Raw genomic sequence first — 19,070 nt, 5'->3', positions numbered from 1 at the left:
CGATAGTGTTAGATACTGGCACTAGTAATTGGAACGATATCTTTGCGCGTGATCTAATGCTTTGCTAGTTTATAAGTACATTTGCACACCATGAGGTGGATATATGGATGTAGGCATCAGCAGTTCAGTAAGCGCGTCGCTTTATATGAACCAAGCGCAAACCCCCGAGCAAGCACAGATGCAGGTGTTTAAAGAAGCGCTGGATACTCAGGCACAGCAAGTGACCGAGATTATGGCTTCTGCGGACACTGGGGCTCAACCAGACCTTGCCAAAGAGGGTAGTGTAGGCACTCAGGTAAACACCTACGCTTAATGCTATTTGGCGGCCCCACGCTTGCCGCTAATGTTTAAAACGCTGACTTGGTCAGCGTTTTTTTTGTCTTTTTCAAGGGCGCCACCTTTGACGCCACCCGCGACAACAGCTGCCTCCAGGCGTTACAATTGCCCCAATGAACATTCTTATTGCACGGTGGTTAGTTAGCGAGAGCTGCTGATTGAGTGCTGCGCTGAGACTCTATATTTGAAGAGGCACAATGAAAGAGACACAACTAGCCCATGAGGCAGGGCTTAGGCGCACTTTTGCGATCATTTCGCACCCCGACGCCGGTAAAACCACGATCACCGAAAAAATGCTGTTGTTTGGCAATGCCATTCAGATGGCGGGTTCGGTAAAAAGCAAGCGTAACGATCGCCATGCTACTTCGGACTGGATGAAAATGGAGCAGGAGCGGGGTATCTCGGTGACGACCTCGGTGATGCAGTTCCCCTACGGCGGACGCATTGTTAACCTGCTAGATACGCCCGGTCACGAAGACTTCTCTGAAGATACCTACCGTACACTTACGGCCGTTGACTCAGCCTTGATGGTCATCGACGGCGCCAAAGGCGTTGAAGATCGCACCATTAAGTTGATGGAGGTCTGTCGTCTGCGCACCACGCCGATCCTCACCTTTATCAACAAAATGGATCGCGATATCCGCGACCCCATTGAAGTGATGGATGAAGTCGAAACGGTATTGAATATCCAGTGTGCACCGATGACCTGGCCGATCGGCATGGGGCGTCATTTTAAGGGTGTTTATCACCTCTATAACGACGTAATTCATCTTTATACTCAGGGCCAGGGCAGCCGAATTCCCGATGATAAGCGCATTGAAGGCTTGGATAATCCTGAAGTGGATGCTGTGCTGGGGGAAGACCAAGCTGAAGAGCTGCGCATGGAAGTAGAGCTAGTGCGTGGGGCGTCCCATGAGTTTGATTTAGACGCTTATCGCCGGGGTGAGCTTTCGCCGGTGTATTTCGGTACCGCCATGGGCAACTTTGGTGTGCGCGAGATGATGGATGGCTTCGTCGAGTACGCGCCACCGCCCCAGGCCCACGAAACCGATACGCGGGTAGTCACGTCTGACGATGAGCGCTTTACCGGCTTCGTGTTTAAGATCCAGGCTAACATGGATCCCAATCACCGTGACCGCATCGCCTTTTTACGAGTCTGTTCAGGCAAATACGAAAAGAACATGAAAATGCGTCATGTGCGTATCGGCAAGGACGTTAAAATTGCCGATGCATTGACCTTTATGGCCTCTGACCGCTCCCAGGTGGAAGAGGCCTGGCCCGGTGACATTATCGGCCTGCACAATCACGGGACGATTCAGATTGGCGATACCTTTACCGTGGGTGAGGATATGCGCTTTACTGGCATACCGCACTTTGCGCCTGAACTCTTTAAGCGCGTGCGGCTGAAAGACCCGCTGAAAATGAAGGCGCTGCAAAAAGGCTTACAGCAGCTTTCTGAAGAGGGCGCTACCCAGGTCTTTATGCCGATGGACAACAACGACCTGATTCTCGGTGCCGTGGGTACTCTGCAGTTCGATGTGGTCGCCCACCGCTTGAAAGAGGAGTACAAGGTCGACTGCTTGTACGAAGGCGTCAACGTACAGACGGCCCGCTGGGTCTACTGTGAAGACGCTAAAAAGCTTGAAGAGTTTAAGCGCAAAGCCAGCACTAACTTGGCAATTGATGGCGGTGGTTACCTCACCTATATCGCGCCTACCCGGGTTAACCTGCAAATGACCCAGGAACGCTGGCCAGACATCCGCTTCCAGCCGACCCGCGAACATTAACTTTTCTGCGAGCATAAACTTTTACCGGTAGCCCCCCATGCTGGTTGACGCCCACTGCCACCTCGATTTTACCCAGTTCGATGATGATCGAACTTACGTGTTTGAGGCCGCTAAGGTAGTGGGCGTAGTGCGTTTTGTGGTGCCGGGCACTACCCGTTCGCGCTGGCAGCAGGTGCTGGCGCTGGGCGCACGGGCGGATACCTCGGTATGCCTGGGCATGCACCCTTACTTTGTGGATCAGCATCAAGAGGCAGATATTGCTGCGCTGGATAACCTGCTCAGCGAGCACCCAGAGGTGGTCGCCGTAGGCGAGTGCGGTATCGATGGCCGCTTTAGCGACACGCTTGATGCCCAGTGGCACTATTTTGACGCCCAGTTAAAGCTAGCGAAACAGCATTCGATGCCAGTGGTGGTGCACTGCGTCCACGCCAACGATAAGGTCGCTAAGCGCCTTCGCCAGTTGGCGTTGCCAAAGGCAGGGCTGATTCACGCCTTCTCAGGCTCCATTGAGCAAGCGACCAAGTTTCTCGATCTAGGCTTCAAGCTGGGGTTGGGTGGTGCGATCACCTATGAGCGCGCCAAACGCTTGCGGCGAACCGTTGCGGCGCTGCCTGACGATGCGTTTGTGCTGGAAACCGATAGCCCCGACATGCCGCTTAGCGGCTATCAGGGCAAACGTAATGAGCCGTGCCGAGTTGCCGAGGTGTGTAACGTTGTGGCCACACTGCGCGGGCAAACAGTGGAGCAGGTCGCGGCTCTGAGCAGTCAGACTGCCGCGACATTGTTTGGCTTGTCTTTAACCTAGAAACGCCAAGCCTAGAGAAAGCTTAGCCGTTAAGGGTAACCGCCAGCTGCTCTGGATCAACGCGCTCGATTGCATAGGGTAACGGGAGAAGAGTCGCTGGCGCGCCTGCCAAAAAGAGAGGCGTCTGTTCTTCGGCTACTTTGGTGTTCATGACCGCCAGCAACTCGACGCCGCCTTGTGGTGTCGTCGCGCTGACGACCACTTCGCCGACTGCTTTATCGTCACTATTAACCACGCTAGCGCCCACCTCGGGCAGCGTGCCTGACGCTAGACTGACACGCATTAGGCGCTTTTTTACTTGGCCACGAAAGTGGGCCCGGGCGACGACTTCCTGACCGGTGTAACAACCCTTTTTAAAGCTAATCCCACCCAACGCCTCCCAGTTTAGCATCTGGGGTAGGAAATGATCCTGCTGGGCATCGGTCAGCCACGCCAAGCCGCTACGAATATCCTCAAGCTGCCAAGCGTTGCGGCTCGCTGGGTCATCTTGAACCGACGCTACATCGACGTTGTGGTCTTTGTCGAAACACAGTAGCCAACGCGATGTCTCACCTGGGTAGAGGAGTGTGCTGGCATGGTCGTTGTGGGTATGGGTGCCGACTTGGTCGGGTAGCTCCAGATTCAACTGATTAGCCAGCGCTTGGGCATCATCGCTGGCGCCAATCACGATAAGGTCGGGTAGCGAGACCAACTCAGCCTTATAAAAAGCGGCAAATTTTTTAAGATGGTTGGCTAAACTCTCTAAAAGGGTAACGCTCAGTAGCAAACGGAAATGCTCTTCGCCCAAGCGCATCAGTTGGGCGTTGGCTAACATTCGTCCCTTGGGCGTACAAAAACAGGTCAGCGGCGCAAAGTGCCCATTGGCCAAGCTGACCTGAGCGCTGGTCTGACCCTGAAGGAATTTTTCTGCATCCGCCCCCTTCACATCCAGCGCGGCTAAGTGGTTAAGGCGGACGCTGCCAAGGGCGGGGGTGCTAGCGGTAACGGTCGCCATAAAAACTCCTGCAAAAGTGGGGAAGCGTTCGAGAGTGATGCATTCAGTACGGAAAAGTAAAAATGCCTTTAGGGCTATTAGGTGTGGGCAGTCGGCACTGATTGCAAGGCACCATTAGCGTGCTAGACTCTTTCTCTTGTATCAGTTTTGCACAGGTCAACAGGTAGGAAAACGCTATGGCGCAGCAGTCGTTAACATTTCAGGGTGTTAAATCGGTCGATCAGGTGAACAAAATCACCACGGCGCTCATGATGCTTGATGGCGTTGATAGTGCCGAGGTGGGGCGCCATGGCGCCGATGTGGACGGTCGGGCAAAACGCGAGACGCTGATTAATGCCATTGAAAAACTCAAGCTAGGCGTAAAGGTATCCTAATGCATCCTCCCATTACCGTGATCAGCGAACGCAACCATGTCTTTAGGCAGCGAGTTGAAGTCAATGGCTTGGAAGATCTCTACGGCGATGTGCCACAGATTGTAGGCGGCGAGGGCAGCGCCCCGGATCCCCACGACTATTTCGATATCGCCCTGGGTACCTGCAAAGCGATTACTATGCAGATGTACGCTAAGCGAAAAGAGTGGCCGCTTGAAGGCATTACCGTCACCGTGCAGCGGGACGATAGTCAGGAAAAAAAGGGCATCTACAAGCTAGACGTAGCATTAACGCTACACGGTATTGATGACCCGGAGCAGCGCGCCAGACTTGAAGATATCAGCCACCGTTGCCCCATTCAGCGTCTGATGACTCAGTCAACGGTCGAGATCGCCACGCGGTTAGTTTAAATTCTCTTTTTTAGGAGCACCGATGAGCAAAGCCTTTCGATTGCAGTCAAAATTTCAGCCTGCTGGCGACCAGCCTGCCGCCATCAAGGGGCTGATTAGTGGCCTGGAATCAGGGCTTGCCCATCAAACGCTACTGGGGGTCACCGGGTCGGGCAAAACCTTCACCATGGCCAATGTGGTGGAACAGCAGCAGCGCCCGACCATCGTGATGGCGCCGAACAAGACGCTTGCTGCTCAGTTATATGGTGAGTTTAAAGCTTTTTTTCCCGATAACGCGGTCGAGTATTTTGTCTCCTACTACGACTACTATCAGCCCGAGGCCTATGTGCCTTCATCAGACACCTTTATCGAGAAAGACGCCTCGATTAACGACCATATCGAACAGATGCGGCTTTCGGCCACCAAGGCGCTACTTGAGCGCCGCGATGCGCTTATCGTGGTGTCCGTTTCGGCCATTTACGGCCTGGGTGACCCCGACCAATACCTGAAGATGCGGCTGCATTTTACCCGCGGTGAACTGATTGACCAGCGTGCCTTCTTGCGCCGCTTGGCCGAGCTGCAATATACCCGCAACGATATGGATTTCCGTCGTGGCACCTACCGGGTGCGTGGGGATGTGATCGATATTTTCCCCGCCGACTCTGATGAAGAGGCGGTGCGGGTAGAGTTGTTTGACAGCGAAATCGACACCATTCGCCTGTTTGATCCGCTCACAGGTGCTGTGCGCGGGGAAGTGCCGCGGATGACCATCTACCCCAAGTCTCACTACGTCACCCCGCGGGAAACGATTCTGGGCGCCATCGACGCCATTAAACAGGAACTCAAGGAGCGCCTTGAGTGGATGCGCAAGCACGAACGGCTGGTAGAGGCGCAGCGTCTAGAGCAGCGCACTCTTTATGACATTGAAATGATGCTGGAGCTGGGCTACTGCAACGGTATTGAAAACTACTCCCGCTACCTCTCTGGCCGGGCGCCGGGAGAGCCACCGCCGACCTTCTTCGACTACCTGCCCGACGATGCGTTACTTTTTATCGACGAATCTCACGTCAGTGTGCCCCAGGTGGGCGGTATGTATAAAGGCGACCGCTCGCGCAAAGAGACCCTGGTCGAGTATGGCTTCCGGCTGCCCTCGGCGTTGGATAACCGCCCCATGAAGTTTGAAGAGTGGGAATCAATCTCTCCGCAAACGATCTTTGTCTCCGCTACGCCAGGCCGTTATGAGGGCGAGCACGCCAGCCAAACGGTAGAGCAAGTGGTGCGGCCCACCGGGCTGCTGGATCCTGAAATTGAGGTGCGCCCGGCCAGCACTCAGGTAGATGATCTGCTTTCGGAAATTGGATTGCGCACTGCGGTAGGCGAGCGGGTGCTGGTGACCACGCTAACCAAGCGCATGGCGGAAGATTTGACCGAGTATTTTGACGAGCACGGCATTCGGGTGCGCTACCTACACTCGGATATCGACACCGTCGAGCGGGTTGAGATTATTCGTGATTTACGCCTGGGCAAGTTTGATGTGCTGGTAGGCATCAACCTGCTGCGCGAAGGCCTGGATATTCCCGAAGTGTCGCTGGTGGCGATTCTCGACGCCGATAAAGAGGGCTTTCTGCGTGCCGAACGATCGTTAATCCAGACCATTGGCCGCGCGGCGCGTAACGCCCATGGTAAAGCGATTCTCTACGGTGACCGGATTACCGACTCGATGCGCAAAGCGATTGATGAAACGGAGCGGCGGCGGGCGAAGCAAACCGAGCACAACCTTGAGCATGGCATTACGCCGACCACCGTGACGCGCTCGGTGGCCGATATACTTGAAGCCGCCCAGGCGCCAGGCAAGAAGAGCAGTCGTCGCCGTGGCAACGAGCGTAAGGTGGCGGAAAGCGCCGCCGAGTATGATGTCACCACTATGAGCAAGCAAGATCTGCTGGGTGCCATCAGTAAGCTTGAGGATGCCATGTTTGAAGCGGCACAAAATCTCGAATTTGAAGAGGCCGCGCGGCTGCGCGACCAGCTCCATCAGATGAAAGAAAAACAGCTGGCGCTGGGTTAACGGTATGCCGGAAGGCCCAGAAATTCGCCGCGCGGCGGATCGTATAGAACAGCAAATAGGCGGTAGGGCAATTGACGATGCCTGGTTCGCCTTTCCTGAGCTTGCCGAGCAGGCCGCGTCACTGATCGGTATTCGGGTTTCCCGGGTGGATACCTGGGGTAAAGCAATGCTCATTCGGTTTGCCGACCAGCGCGTGCTTTACTCCCACAATCAGCTCTATGGGGTTTGGAAGCTGCATGATGAGGTTAAGCCGCCTAACACCAAACGCACTCTGCGTGTTCGACTGACGGCAGAAGGGCGTTGCGCCAGTCTCTACAGCGCATCGGATATTTCCCTCTGGCATGCCGACAATCTCACCGAGCATCCATTCTTAGCCCGCCTAGGCCCTGATCTATTGAGCCAGGATGTGGCTCAATCTGATGTGCAGCAGCGCCTGAATTTGAAGCAATTTCATAAACGTAGCCTGGGCGCGTTGCTGCTAGATCAGCGTTTGGTGGCGGGCTTGGGCAATTATTTGCGCTCTGAAATCCTGTTCTTCTCTCAACTGCCGCCAAATGCTCGCCCGGTGGATTTAACCCCAGAGCAGCAACAAACGCTGGCTGCCTGCATCATTGACGTTACCCGCCAAGCCTATCAAACCGCAGGCGTTACTAACCAAGAGGCCTGGATAGCGCAAGCCAAAGCAGCGGGGGAGTCGCGCAGGCAGTGGCGTTTCACGGTTTTTGACCGAGCAGGCCTTGAGTGCCACCGCTGTGGAACGGTGATCGAGCGCAAAATGGTCGGTTCGCGGAGGCTCTATTTATGCCCTCAATGCCAGTCAGGATAAGCAGCGCTAACGCTTGTCGAAGCGACAGGTTGACTGCTTTATACCGTTATCTTGTTGCGAAAAACACACCTGCATCAAGATATGCTTAAGTAAGCAGTTCTACGCAGCAGAGTGCTGCTGCGTCTGAGTCAATACGGTATACTGGGTTCACGCTAAGACGGCACCTCCGCAGGCGCGGATGAAAGCCGCTGACTAGACGTTAACCTAGGAGCTACTAGTCCATGACCGTGATTCGCCAGGACGACGTTATTCAAAGCGTTGCCGATGCTCTCCAGTACATCTCTTATTATCATCCCAAAGATTTTATCGACGCCATGGCGGCCGCCTACGAGCGTGAAGAGAATCCCGCTGCCAAAGATGCCATCGCGCAAATTCTGATTAACTCGCGCATGTGCGCCACCGGGCACCGCCCGATTTGCCAGGATACCGGCATCGTCACCGTGTTTGTTCACGTGGGCATGAACGTTACCTGGGAAGCGGACATGAGCCTGGACGACATGATTAATGAGGGTGTTCGTCGTGCTTACCTGCTGCCGGATAATATCCTACGCGCCTCAGTGCTGGCGGATCCTGACGGCAAACGTGCCAACACCAAAGACAACACTCCAGCCATTATTCACCACTCGATTGTGCCCGGCGACAGCGTCGATATTCACGTGGCGGCAAAGGGCGGTGGTAGTGAGGCAAAATCCAAGTTTGCCATGCTCAACCCCTCCGACAGCGTCGTTGACTGGGTGATGGAGCAGCTGCCGAAGATGGGCGCTGGCTGGTGTCCGCCCGGTATGCTGGGAATTGGTATCGGCGGCACCGCGGAAAAGGCCATGCTGATTGCCAAAGAGGCGCTACTCGATCCTATCGATATTCAGGATTTGCAGGCGCGTGGCCCCAGCAACCGTGCCGAAGAGCTTCGTCTAGAACTGTTTGATAAGGTCAACAAGAGCGGTATCGGTGCCCAGGGGTTAGGCGGCTTAACCACCGTGCTGGATATTAAAGTCAAAGACTATCCTACCCATGCGGCCAACAAGCCTGTCGCGATTATTCCCAACTGCGCAGCGACTCGTCATGCCCACTTTACCCTGGATGGTTCTGGCCCCGCAGCGCTAAAAGCGCCGAAGCTTGAGGACTGGCCGGAAATTACCCGCGAAGCGGGCGAAAACGTCAAACGCGTCAATCTTGATACAGTAACTCCAGCTGAAGTCAAAACCTGGCAGCCTGGTGATACGCTACTGTTGAACGGTAAGCTGCTAACCGGCCGTGATGCTGCCCATAAGCGCATGGTCGATATGCTGGCCAAAGGCGAGCCGTTACCTGTCGATATGCGCGGCCGATTTATTTACTACGTCGGCCCGGTTGATCCGATTGGCGATGAAGTAGTGGGGCCCGCAGGCCCAACCACCGCCACTCGTATGGATAAATTTACCCGCACCATGCTGGAAGAGACTGGCCTGTTGGGTATGGTCGGTAAGGCCGAGCGTGGTCAAGCCGCCATTGATGCCATTCGTGATAATGAAGCGGTTTATTTGATGGCGGTCGGTGGGTCAGCTTACCTGGTTGCCCAAGCGATTAAGAAATCGCGGATTGTAGGCTTTGAAGACCTTGGCATGGAAGCCATCTACGAATTTGAGGTCGAAGATATGCCGGTGACCGTAGCCGTAGATAGCCTGGGTACATCGGTGCATCAAACCGGGCCGGCGAAGTGGAAAGAGATCATTGCCCAGTCGGCTTAATGAAATGATAAGGTTGATTCGGTTTTAAACGCTTAAGGGCCTCGCTGACGGCGAGGCCTTGTTCTTTGTGCGGGCTTTATGAGGACGTGCTATGGCCTCCTGGTTGCTAGGGACCGGCATCTTATTGATACACCTGATGGGCATCGTTTCAGCCATTATGGCACTCATGTCCAGCCGTACCTCCCAAGGTGCCGTGGCATGGATCATTTCGCTGCTTACTTTCCCCTATATCGCGCTTCCCGCTTACTGGTTTTTCGGGCGGCCGCGATTTTATGGCTATGTGTCTGCCCGAGGCCAGCGGGACACCGTTCTACGCCGGGTTTTATTGCGCTACCGAGCCAATGTAAAACCTTATGTTGCGCCCTCTAGCAGCGCCGATATTCAGGCGGTTGAGCAGCTTGCCATGATGCCACTCACCCATGGTAATAAAGCGACACTGCTCATTGATGGGCCAGCAACGTTTGAAAGCCTATTTGATGGGATTGATCGCGCTGAGCAGTATGTCTTGCTACAGTTTTTTATTGTTCGCAACGATGCGCTCGGGCAGCGTTTGAAACATCATTTACAGCGCGCTGCCCAACGCGGCGTGCGTGTCTACTTTCTTTATGATGAGGTGGGTAGTCGTAAATTAGCTGATAGCTACCTGAATGATTTAATAAACGATGGGGTGGCCGTGAGCGCCTTTCGCTCATCGCGGGGTTTTAAACACCGTTTTCAGCTTAACTTCCGCAACCATCGCAAAGTAACGGTGGTAGATGGCAAGGAAGGCTGGGTAGGGGGCTTTAATGTCGGAGTCGAATACCTCGGTGAAAACCCTCGACATGGGGCTTGGCGGGACACTCATCTCAAGTTGGAAGGGCCCAGTGTGTTGGGCTTGCAGGAGGCATTCTGGGAGGATTGGCACTGGGCGACCGATGAAGTGATTAGCCTGAATTGGATGGCAGATACTTCGTCCATCACCGATCATCACGTCGTTATCGTGCCTTCTGGGCCCGCTGATCGTCAGGATACCGCCAGCCTGCTAGTGCAGCAGGTTATTCATAGTGCGAAACAACGGCTGTGGGTAACTAGCCCCTATTTCGTTCCTGACCAGGGGGTTCAGGACGCGTTACGCCTTGCGGCGATGCGCGGCGTCGACGTTCGAGTAATGATTCCGGAGCGTCCCGACCACTTGCTAGTTTTCCTTTCTGCGTTCTCATTCCTACCTGATATGTTAAGAGCTGGCGTTAAAATATACCGTTATCTCCCTGGTTTCTTACATCAAAAAGTCATGCTTGTAGATAGTGAGTCGGCCACGGTTGGTACCGTTAATTTGGATAATCGCTCGTTTCGGTTAAATTTTGAGATTACCGCTTTTATCCCGAGCCGCGATTTTGCTAGCAACGTCGAAGCGATGCTAGAAAAAGACTTTACACATTGCCGTCGTGTGACCATCGATGAAATTAACCAACGTCCAATGTGGATGAAGGTCGTATCGCGTGCCGCCTATTTAATGGCCCCGGTTCAGTAGATAAGTCAGCCTAAAAGGAAAACCAATATGCGTGGAAGCAGCGTGAGACAAGGAGTCATGGGGTGAATCTCGAAACAAAATGGCTGGAAGATTTTGTAGCGCTGGCCAATACGCGCAGCTTTTCCGCGTCAGCACGCCAGCGACACGTGACTCAACCGGCTTTTAGTCGCCGTATCAGAGCGTTGGAGCAGGCCGTTGATGTCACGCTAGTGGATCGTTCGACCACTCCCGTGGGATTAACGCCAGAGGGGCAGCTTTTTTTAGTTACTGCACGCAACCTGGTCGAACAGTTAAACGAATCGCTGAGCCATTTGCGCGGCCTTTCGATCGCCAACGAGGCGCTGGATATTGTCGCGGCGCACTCATTGGCACTGAGCTTTTATCCGCCTTGGATTTCGCGGCTGCAGCAGGGGTTGGGCGAGTTGCCGACTCGCTTGGTCGCCATGAATGTGGGCGAAGCGATCCATGTACTGCGGGAGGGCAATTGCGATTTGATGCTCGCTTATTACGATCCCTTTGCCACGATGCAGTTGGATGCCGAGGTGTTTCCTTCATTCTCGATTGGTAAGGTTAATATGCTTCCCGTTTCGTTGCCAGACGAGCATGGTAACGCAAAGTTTTCACTCCAACACGACACTTCCATTCCTTATCTCTCTTACACCCAGGGGGCTTTCTTAGGACGTAGCGTGCGCATGTTGCTCAAGAATGATCCACTGCGTATGAAGCTGCGCACGGTTTATGAAACGGCCATGGCCGAAGGCCTAAAAGGGATGGTGCTACAAGGCGTTGGGGTGGCGTGGATACCCGATTTTTGTATCCGTGAGGAGTTAAAAAGCGGCCGTTTGGTGAGGGCGGGCGCCCCAAGTTGGGATATCCCCTTGGAAATTCGTTTATATCGCTGTTCTATGGTGCATAAACCTGGGGTGGAGCGTTTGTGGCGGCAGATGATGAAGCTGCCGCGGGACTTTCTTCAGGCCTAATTGGTAAATGGTGAATGGTGAATGGTGAATGGTGAATGGATGGAGTTTAGCCACTGCCGAAATCAGCAGGCAGCCCCAGAAAGTTCTGAATAATGAAAAAGTGATCTTCGAACAGGCTGTCGGGTTCAAGATCGGCCAGCGCTACCCAGCGTGCATGATCGCCGCCTTTGACTGGTTTTAGGCGCGGTAACTGCTGGTCAGGGCGTAGCGCGAAGTAGAAAGCTTCTGCCAAGGTGCGCCCGCGCCAACTCCGATGGGGTTCATCAAACAGGCGCTGGCCCCGCAGCGAGCCTTTAAGTACTGGCTCGGGAACCTTTAAGCGTATGCGCTCGCGCAGTTCGCGCAGACAGGCGTCCAGCAGCCGCTCGTGGGGATTAATAAATCCTCCAGGCAGCGTATAAAGCCCCTTACCTGGCGCCGCCGTGCGCCGCACCAGCAGCACATGGCCCGACTGTACGACCACCGCATTGACCGTGACAAAAATAGGCGGGTAGGGCGCGTGAACCCAGGCCTGGCGATACTGATCGAGTAATTGCTGCTCTTCCAGCAGCCTTTGGTAGGCGCGTTCATTACAAAAGTGTTTGACGCTCTCCACTACGCCCGGCGGTAAATCGTGATAGGCGCCGGTACTTAGATAATCATCCGTTGAGCTAGGGGATCGAAATAGGCGCTCGCGTATTTGACTGGCTGAAATGCCCTCCACCGACGGTACGCTGACCGATTCCCACTGAGGAAAAAGAGAAAGGTAGTAACTTGACTGACCACGGCTGGCCCCAATCAAGCCAATACGGGGTAGGCGGGCATTGGCAGGCGCTGCTAAATCGCGCACTTTGCGCTGAACGTCACGCACCCAAACGTCGTCGTTATAAAGGGCATCAAGAAGCGGGGTGATTTCCAAGCGTTGATTATCGGCATGGTCAAAGCCCGCACGCAGCATGGCTTGACGCTCATCGAATCGCCAGGGGTTACGTAACGAGCGAGCTTGCCAAGAAGAACCTACCAACACAATCACTTGCCGTGCGCGTTTAAGCGCTTCACGAATAATCGCCAAATGCCCCAAGTGTGGCGGCTGAAAACGACCAATAAACACCAAACAGTCGAAGTCGTAGGCGGTCGCGGAGCGAGAAGTTTCAGTGGCCATCCAAGCTTCCTTTTCGTTTGGTGATGTCGGTGATGCAACGTACCAGAAAACTGCGCTAAACGCTGTGGTTAGGTATGCTATCAAAATAGGATGTTGATAACGCTTATAAAACGCCTAGATACTCAGCATCGTTACCCAGTGCACAGGGAGTGAATATGATTAAACGCACCGCTATCTTTTGGTGGAAAGTCGTCCAGGATGCCACGTCACTATGGTTGGAACGCAATGCCTTTAGCTACGCAGGCTCGCTAGCGTTCTATACGCTTTTCTCGCTCGCACCTACGATCATCATTGCCGTCACCGTGATTGGCGTTGTTATGGGTGAAGAGGCGGCTCAGGGGCAAATTGTTGCTCAACTGCAAGGGACTTTAGGGGTCGACGCAGCGGTTGCTATTCAAGAAGCTGTCGCTCAGTCCAGAATTGAAGAGTCCGGTATTTTGCCAACGCTGTTAGGTATAGGAGCACTGGTGATTGGTGCGACGACGGTCTTCGCCCAGATGCAGTTCTCGTTGAATACCATCTGGGGCGTGACAGCAAAGCCAACCTCCAACAGTGCATTGCTGTTTATTAAAAATCGCTTGTTGTCGCTAACGGTGGTGCTATCCATTGGGTTTATATTACTGGTCTCATTAGTGATGGGTGTCGTGCTGCGAGGAATGCTGCAAGCTGCTGATAACCTGGTGCCCTATGCCAGCTTGTTAACAACATCGGTAGAGTCGCTGATCTCACTGGGTGTTGTGACCTTGCTATTTGCCACTATTTTTAAAGTACTTCCTGACGTTGTGTTGCGTTGGCAAGATGTGTTGATTGGTGCGGTCGTAACCGCCGTGTTGTTTACCATTGGTCGTAGTGTGATAGCGATTTATCTGGCGTATACGGCAACAGCGTCCACCTATGGCGCCGCCGGGTCGGTGGTAATGATTTTGTTGTGGGTCTACTACAGTTCACTAATTCTGCTGTTTGGGGCGGCGTTTACCCGCTCATTGCTGCTGCGCCGTGGTCGCCCGCTGATACCACGCAACAGTGCAGTCATTGTCAAACGCGAGTTTATTTAACATTCCGGTAAGAGCAGCAATGTAAGGAGGTAAGTATGAGCGATTGCTGTGTGCGTGCCCTGGTGACTGGCAGGGTGCAAGGTGTCTGGTATCGCCGTGCTACTCAAGAAAAAGCTCTTCAGCACAGCATCACCGGCTACGCCAAAAACTTGCCCGATGGTCGCGTGGAGGTGTTGATGTGTGGCCACTCAGACGCAGTCAAATTGTTAAGCGAATGGCTATGGAAGGGCTCGGAGGGTGCGAAGGTTACCCATGTGGAACTCGAGGTGCTGGATAGCTGCCGCCCCCCGAGCCACTTTGCCACCCAATAATGCCTGTTAAAGCTCTGTTTCAGGCCTTAGAGGGCTAGTCAGCAGACTTCGGCTAATGTCTATTGGGCACTTTTCCAATCAAGAATATTGTTAGCCGTTAGGCTGACAATATTCTGGCGTGCTTCCGGTGTAATCCAGGCATTATGTGGGGTGACGATTAGGTTTAGCGGTTCGCTGAGCGCATCCAGCAGTGGATGACCCTCTCTGGGCGGCTCGGCGGGTAACACATCAACGCCTAATCCGCCCAGCTTGCCACTGCGCAGTGCCTCCAGCGCGGCCACTTCATCAATCACCCCGCCGCGAGCACAGTTAACCAGTATCAGCGAAGGCTTGACACACGCTAGGCGCTCACGATTGATCAAGTGCTTGGTAGCCTCACCTAGCGGGCAGTGCAAACTGATCAGATCAGCATCGGGCAGCAGGTCGTCCAGGGCAGGGCGTTTGTCATTCGCTTCATTGCCGGGACGAGCGGCAAAGGTGACTTGTATACCAAAGGCCTCGGCAAGGCGTGCTACTTCCGTGCCAAGCTCGCCTTGCCCGACCATCACCAGTTGTTTGCCAGAGAGCTGTAGCGTTGGGTAATCTTGCAAACAGAAGAAGGCGCTACGCTGCCACTCGCCTGCGGCGACATCGCGCTGATAGAGAGGCAGGCGATTGGCTAACGCGAGCATTAACATCAAGGTGTGTTGGGAAACGCTAGCGGTGCCATAAGCCGCAACGTTTTTGACCTCGATGTTGTGTTTTTTTGCGCTCTCAAGATCGATATTATTGAGGCCTGTCGCCAAAACGCATATCAGCCGCAGTTTCGGCAACTGTTGCAGTGTCTCAGCGTCCAGCACTACCTTATTGACGATCGCAATATCCGCGTTGGCAAGGCGTTCCCGTGCTTGTTGGGTCGTACTCTGCTCGAACACTTCAAGATGTGAAACCGTCTCTTTAATGGCGTTCAAATTGATCTCGGGGCCGAGGCTTTGCGCATCCAGTATTACCGCATGGGGCATTTTCTTCTCTCCATTAACTGCAGGGGGCTGTATAACCTTGCTCGTTAGGGGGCACAAAAGGGTATAATGGCGGCGCTTTATCAACCGCAGCCTTGGAATTTACCCCGACTGGCCACATATTGCAGCCTGGCAGCGTTTGTGTCCGCTAATGTTCTTTAAAAGAACCGATCTTTAAAAGAACGATCTTTAAAAGAACCGAGCTTGTCAGGGTTGAGCTTATTAGGAGTCATTAAGATGCCCATCTACGAATATGAGTGCAAGGCCTGCGGCCATCGCATGGAGAAACTGCAGAAAATTAGCGCCGATCCTCTTAAGGATTGCCCTGCATGCCAAAGCGATGGTTTAGAACGGCTTGTCTCGGCGGCGGGTTTCCGGCTAGCCGGCGGCGGTTGGTACGAAACAGATTTCAAAACGGGTAGCAAAAAGAACCTCGTCGCTGATGGCAAAACTGCTTCTGCAGATGCCGGTAAGTCAAGCGATTCAAGTGCTACCGCTAAAAGCGTTACTCCCAAAGACAAGGGCGCTGCGGCATAGCCGCGGTAGTCAACGTCGGGACACCCGCGACCACTCATTGCCACGTAACAGAACAGGATTTGACATGCGCAGCCATTATTGCGGCCAGCTAAACGAAACTTTGGTGGATCAAACGGTTACGGTATGCGGATGGGTTCATCGCCGCCGTGACCATGGTGGGGTAATTTTCCTCGATATGCGCGATCGTGACGGCATCGCTCAGTTCGTGGTTGACCCAGATACCGCCGAGGCGTTCGCTAATGCCGACCGTGCCCGCAGTGAGTTTGTCCTGCGCATCACTGGTCGCGTTCGGCTGCGCCCAGAAGGTACTCAAAACCCGAACATGCCAACGGGTATGATTGAGGTGTTGGCAAAAGACGTTGAAGTGCTCAATACCGCCGTTACTCCGCCATTCCAGCTGGATGAGCATGGCAAAGTCGGTGAAGAAGTGCGCTTAAAGCACCGCTATATCGACCTACGTCGCCCGGACATGATCGAGAAGCTGCGTCTGCGCTCGCGTATTTCTCACAATGTGCGCGCGTACCTTGAAAACCAGGGCTTCCTGGATATCGAAACGCCGGTACTCACCCGCGCGACGCCAGAAGGCGCCCGCGACTACCTGGTACCTAGCCGCACCCACGCGGGTAGTTTCTTTGCGTTGCCTCAATCGCCGCAGCTGTTTAAGCAGCTGTTGATGGTGGCGGGTTTTGACCGCTACTACCAAATTGCTAAGTGCTTCCGCGATGAAGACCTACGCGCCGACCGTCAGCCTGAGTTCACTCAGATTGATATCGAGGCGTCGTTTGTCGAAGAGAACGACATCATGGGCATTACTGAAGCCATGATCCGTCAGCTGTTCCAAGACGTGCTAAAAGCCGAACTGCCCGAGTTTCCGCGCATGACCTGGCAGGAAGCGATGGATCGTTTCGGTTCCGACAAGCCAGACCTGCGCATCCCGCTGGAACTGACCGATGTCGACGATCTGATGCAGCAGGTCGACTTCAAAGTCTTCTCTGGCCCCGCCAGCGCAGACGATGGCCGTGTGGCAGCGCTGAAAGTACCCGGCGGCGCCAAACTGTCGCGTAAAGAAATTGACGAGTACACCAAGTTTGTCGGCATCTACGGCGCCAAAGGCTTGGCGTGGATCAAGGTCAACGAGCGCGCCAAAGGACTTGAAGGTCTGCAGTCGCCGATCGTCAAGTTTATGGAAAACATCGTTGAAGAGCTGCTTGATCGTGTGGGCGCTGAAGATGGTGACATCATCTTCTTTGGTGCCGATAAAGCCCGTATCGTTAACGAAGCCATTGGCGCGCTGCGCGTCAAGCTGGGCGCTGACCTTGAGCTCTACACCCAAGAGTGGGCGCCACTATGGGTGGTCGACTTCCCAATGTTTGAAGCTGACGACAATGGTCGTTTGAGCCCGCTGCACCACCCCTTCACTGCGCCCTCCTGCACGCCCGAAGAGCTCAAGGCTGATCCTGCCAAGGCGCTTTCTCGCGCTTACGATATGGTGCTCAACGGCACCGAATTGGGCGGTGGCTCGATCCGTATTCACGACCAAGCCATGCAGAGCACGGTGTTTGAGATTCTTGGTATTGGTGAAGAAGAAGCTCAAGAAAAATTCGGCTTCCTGCTGGATGCGCTGCAGTACGGTGCGCCACCCCATGGTGGCTTAGCCTTTGGCCTGGATCGCCTGGTCATGCTAATGGTCGGTGCCAAGACTATTCGTGAAGTCATCGCTTTCCCGAAAACCCAAAGCGCTGCCTGTTTGATGACCAACGCACCGGGCGAAGTCAGTCCAGAGCAGTTGAAAGATTTGAACATCCGTTTGCGCCAGAAAGTCAAAGCGGAAACCGCTGCCGAATAAATCGGTGGGTTAACTGCCTAGCACCGGCGCCACGGCGTCGGTGTTTTTGTATGTTCTAGCCACACGAGTATCGACGCCATGGAAGAGCAAAAGCCCGTCGTACCCATCCGCATCTTGGGCATAGACCCTGGCTCCCGGGTAACCGGTTACGGGGTGATCGATATTATTGGCGTTAAACCCAGCTATGTGGCGAGTGGCTGTATTCGCACGGCGGAAGGAGCGTTAGAGCAGCGTTTGGCGCAGATTTACGCTGGTCTCAGTGAAGTCGTTGGCCTACATCGACCCTCTCAGGTGGCCATTGAGCGAGTATTTATGGCCAAAAATCCCGATTCTGCGCTGAAACTGGGCCAAGCGAGGGGAGCCGCAATGGTGTGTATGGCTAACCATGGCTTGAGCCTCGCCGAGTACGCTGCGCGACAGATCAAACAAGCGGTGACCGGCCAGGGCGGCGCAGATAAAGAGCAGGTTCAGCATATGGTCACCGCTATTCTGCAACTATCCGCTACCCCTCAAGCTGACGCTGCCGATGCGTTAGCCATTGCTTTAACGCATGCTTATAACGGCCATGCGTTTAGCAGCCTTGGTCTCCCTGTCGCAACATCTCGGAGCCGTCGTCGTTCAACTGGGCGCTGGCGGCTTTAATTCTAACTATGTTGGTGGCTGAACTACTGGTCACCTGTACAGAGTCGCTTTATAGTAACCCTCTGTTTTTCTCTCTATTGTTTTTCACTGTTTTTTTCTTCCAGGTGCGAGCGAATTTATGATTGGACGTCTGAGTGGCCAGCTAGTGGCAAAGCAACCTCCCTGGATTGTGATCGATGTTCACGGTGTAGGTTACGAGCTGGAAACTTCCATGAATACGCTGGTCGCGCTTCCTGAGGTCAACGAGAACGTTTCGTTATTCACTCATCTGACCATTCGTGATGACGCCCACCTGCTCTATGGGTTCGGCCGAGAGCACGAGCGTGCTCTGTTCCGTGCCCTAATCAAGGTCAACGGCGTAGGGCCTAAGCTGGCACTTGCCATCCTGTCGGGTATGGACGAAGACGCCTTTATGCGCTGCGTCCGTGATGACGACAGCAAAGCGTTGACAACACTGCCAGGGGTGGGGAAGAAAACCGCTGAGCGGCTGATTATCGAAATGCGCGACCGCTTTCCGGAATGGAAAGATAAGTGGGAAGACGGCAGCAACGCGCTGCTCCCCCTTGAGGCAACCAATGGTCGTGCCTCTGCCCGCAATAATCTTGCCGATGCGGAAGCTGCATTGGTCAGCTTGGGGTATAAACTGACTGAGGCGTCGAAAATGCTCGCCGATATCGATCCCAATCAGTCCACTGAGGCACTTATCAAAGCTGCCCTTACCCAGCGCATGAGTGGCTAGCCAGACAG

The 19,070-nt window shown here is 54.1% G+C and carries 19 protein-coding genes; 16 read left to right on the top strand and 3 right to left on the bottom strand.

The genetic code is table 11. The annotated features are described in order from the left end of the window. Positions 1-103: 103 nt before the first annotated feature. From A6R74_RS02205 to A6R74_RS02195, 3 genes are all read left to right on the top strand, one after another. Entirely contained in the window at positions 104-313 is a 210-nt protein-coding gene (locus A6R74_RS02205) for a putative motility protein (protein ID WP_007114201.1), read from the top strand. Between the two features lie 220 nt (positions 314-533). Continuing rightward, entirely contained in the window at positions 534-2,123 is a 1,590-nt protein-coding gene (locus A6R74_RS02200; protein ID WP_064232838.1) for a peptide chain release factor 3, read from the top strand. A 37-nt stretch (positions 2,124-2,160) separates the two neighbouring features. Continuing rightward, a complete protein-coding gene (locus A6R74_RS02195) occupies positions 2,161-2,928 on the top strand; it encodes a TatD family hydrolase (RefSeq protein WP_064232837.1) in 768 nt (255 codons plus the stop codon). 22 nt (positions 2,929-2,950) lie between these two features. On the opposite strand, the gene ygfZ is transcribed toward A6R74_RS02195, so the two are convergent. Continuing rightward, complete coding sequence (gene ygfZ / locus A6R74_RS02190) at positions 2,951-3,922, bottom strand: CAF17-like 4Fe-4S cluster assembly/insertion protein YgfZ (RefSeq protein WP_064232836.1); 972 nt, start codon at positions 3,920-3,922, stop codon at positions 2,951-2,953. Positions 3,923-4,098: 176 nt separating this feature from the next. On the opposite strand from ygfZ, the gene A6R74_RS02185 reads away from it, so the two are divergent. The 7 genes from A6R74_RS02185 (at position 4,099) to A6R74_RS02155 (ending at position 11,793) form a co-directional block, all read left to right on the top strand. Beyond that, positions 4,099-4,296: a hypothetical protein gene (locus A6R74_RS02185; protein WP_007114205.1), complete on the top strand. Its 198-nt coding sequence runs from the start codon at positions 4,099-4,101 to the stop codon at positions 4,294-4,296. Further along, positions 4,296-4,703 (top strand): OsmC family protein, encoded by a 408-nt coding sequence (locus A6R74_RS02180; RefSeq protein ID WP_064232835.1) that lies wholly within the window; start codon positions 4,296-4,298, stop codon positions 4,701-4,703. The genes A6R74_RS02185 and A6R74_RS02180 overlap by 1 nt, the downstream gene beginning before the upstream one ends. 22 nt (positions 4,704-4,725) lie before the next feature. After that, positions 4,726-6,750, top strand: coding sequence for an excinuclease ABC subunit UvrB (gene uvrB, locus A6R74_RS02175; RefSeq protein ID WP_064232834.1), 2,025 nt, complete (start codon positions 4,726-4,728; stop codon positions 6,748-6,750). Positions 6,751-6,754: 4 nt separating this feature from the next. Continuing rightward, the gene (nei, locus tag A6R74_RS02170; RefSeq protein WP_064232833.1) at positions 6,755-7,576 is read left to right on the top strand and encodes an endonuclease VIII; all 822 of its coding nucleotides are present in this window, start codon (positions 6,755-6,757) and stop codon (positions 7,574-7,576) included. A 221-nt stretch (positions 7,577-7,797) separates the two neighbouring features. Continuing rightward, a complete protein-coding gene (locus tag A6R74_RS02165) occupies positions 7,798-9,303 on the top strand; it encodes a fumarate hydratase (RefSeq protein WP_064232832.1) in 1,506 nt (501 codons plus the stop codon). Positions 9,304-9,394: 91 nt separating this feature from the next. After that, the gene (cls, locus tag A6R74_RS02160) at positions 9,395-10,813 is read left to right on the top strand and encodes a cardiolipin synthase (RefSeq protein ID WP_064232831.1); all 1,419 of its coding nucleotides are present in this window, start codon (positions 9,395-9,397) and stop codon (positions 10,811-10,813) included. 62 nt (positions 10,814-10,875) lie between these two features. Beyond that, on the top strand, positions 10,876-11,793 hold the full coding sequence (locus A6R74_RS02155; RefSeq protein WP_064232830.1) for a LysR substrate-binding domain-containing protein: 918 nt from the start codon (positions 10,876-10,878) through the stop codon (positions 11,791-11,793). Between the two features lie 46 nt (positions 11,794-11,839). Here A6R74_RS02155 and A6R74_RS02150 read toward each other — a convergent pair whose 3' ends face one another. Next, complete coding sequence (locus A6R74_RS02150; RefSeq protein WP_064232829.1) at positions 11,840-12,934, bottom strand: bifunctional nicotinamide-nucleotide adenylyltransferase/Nudix hydroxylase; 1,095 nt, start codon at positions 12,932-12,934, stop codon at positions 11,840-11,842. A 155-nt stretch (positions 12,935-13,089) separates the two neighbouring features. Here A6R74_RS02150 and A6R74_RS02145 point away from each other — a divergent pair, with 155 nt between their 5' ends. Together A6R74_RS02145 and A6R74_RS02140 are read left to right on the top strand one after the other, a co-directional pair. Further along, a complete protein-coding gene (locus A6R74_RS02145; protein ID WP_064232828.1) occupies positions 13,090-13,989 on the top strand; it encodes a YihY/virulence factor BrkB family protein in 900 nt (299 codons plus the stop codon). 35 nt (positions 13,990-14,024) lie between these two features. Further along, the gene (locus tag A6R74_RS02140; protein WP_064232827.1) at positions 14,025-14,300 is read left to right on the top strand and encodes an acylphosphatase; all 276 of its coding nucleotides are present in this window, start codon (positions 14,025-14,027) and stop codon (positions 14,298-14,300) included. 59 nt (positions 14,301-14,359) lie between these two features. Here A6R74_RS02140 and A6R74_RS02135 read toward each other — a convergent pair whose 3' ends face one another. Further along, complete coding sequence (locus A6R74_RS02135) at positions 14,360-15,301, bottom strand: D-2-hydroxyacid dehydrogenase (RefSeq protein ID WP_064232826.1); 942 nt, start codon at positions 15,299-15,301, stop codon at positions 14,360-14,362. A gap of 234 nt (positions 15,302-15,535) precedes the next feature. Between A6R74_RS02135 and A6R74_RS02130 the strand changes: the two genes are divergently transcribed. From A6R74_RS02130 to ruvA, 4 genes are all read left to right on the top strand, one after another. Then, the gene (locus tag A6R74_RS02130) at positions 15,536-15,835 is read left to right on the top strand and encodes an FmdB family zinc ribbon protein (protein ID WP_064232825.1); all 300 of its coding nucleotides are present in this window, start codon (positions 15,536-15,538) and stop codon (positions 15,833-15,835) included. A 64-nt stretch (positions 15,836-15,899) separates the two neighbouring features. Beyond that, positions 15,900-17,681: an aspartate--tRNA ligase gene (gene aspS, locus A6R74_RS02125; RefSeq protein WP_064232824.1), complete on the top strand. Its 1,782-nt coding sequence runs from the start codon at positions 15,900-15,902 to the stop codon at positions 17,679-17,681. Between the two features lie 78 nt (positions 17,682-17,759). Then, positions 17,760-18,323 carry a crossover junction endodeoxyribonuclease RuvC gene (gene ruvC / locus A6R74_RS02120; protein ID WP_064232823.1) on the top strand — a complete coding sequence of 188 codons (564 nt, stop codon included), beginning with the start codon at positions 17,760-17,762 and terminating at the stop codon, positions 18,321-18,323. A gap of 118 nt (positions 18,324-18,441) precedes the next feature. Then, positions 18,442-19,062 carry a Holliday junction branch migration protein RuvA gene (gene ruvA, locus A6R74_RS02115; protein WP_064232822.1) on the top strand — a complete coding sequence of 207 codons (621 nt, stop codon included), beginning with the start codon at positions 18,442-18,444 and terminating at the stop codon, positions 19,060-19,062. The last annotated feature ends 8 nt before the right edge of the window (positions 19,063-19,070 follow it).

It is taken from the genome of Halomonas sp. ALS9 (assembly GCF_001651035.1).
GTDB lineage: Bacteria > Pseudomonadota > Gammaproteobacteria > Pseudomonadales > Halomonadaceae > Vreelandella.
This window is presented reverse-complemented; position numbering and strand designations above follow the sequence as displayed.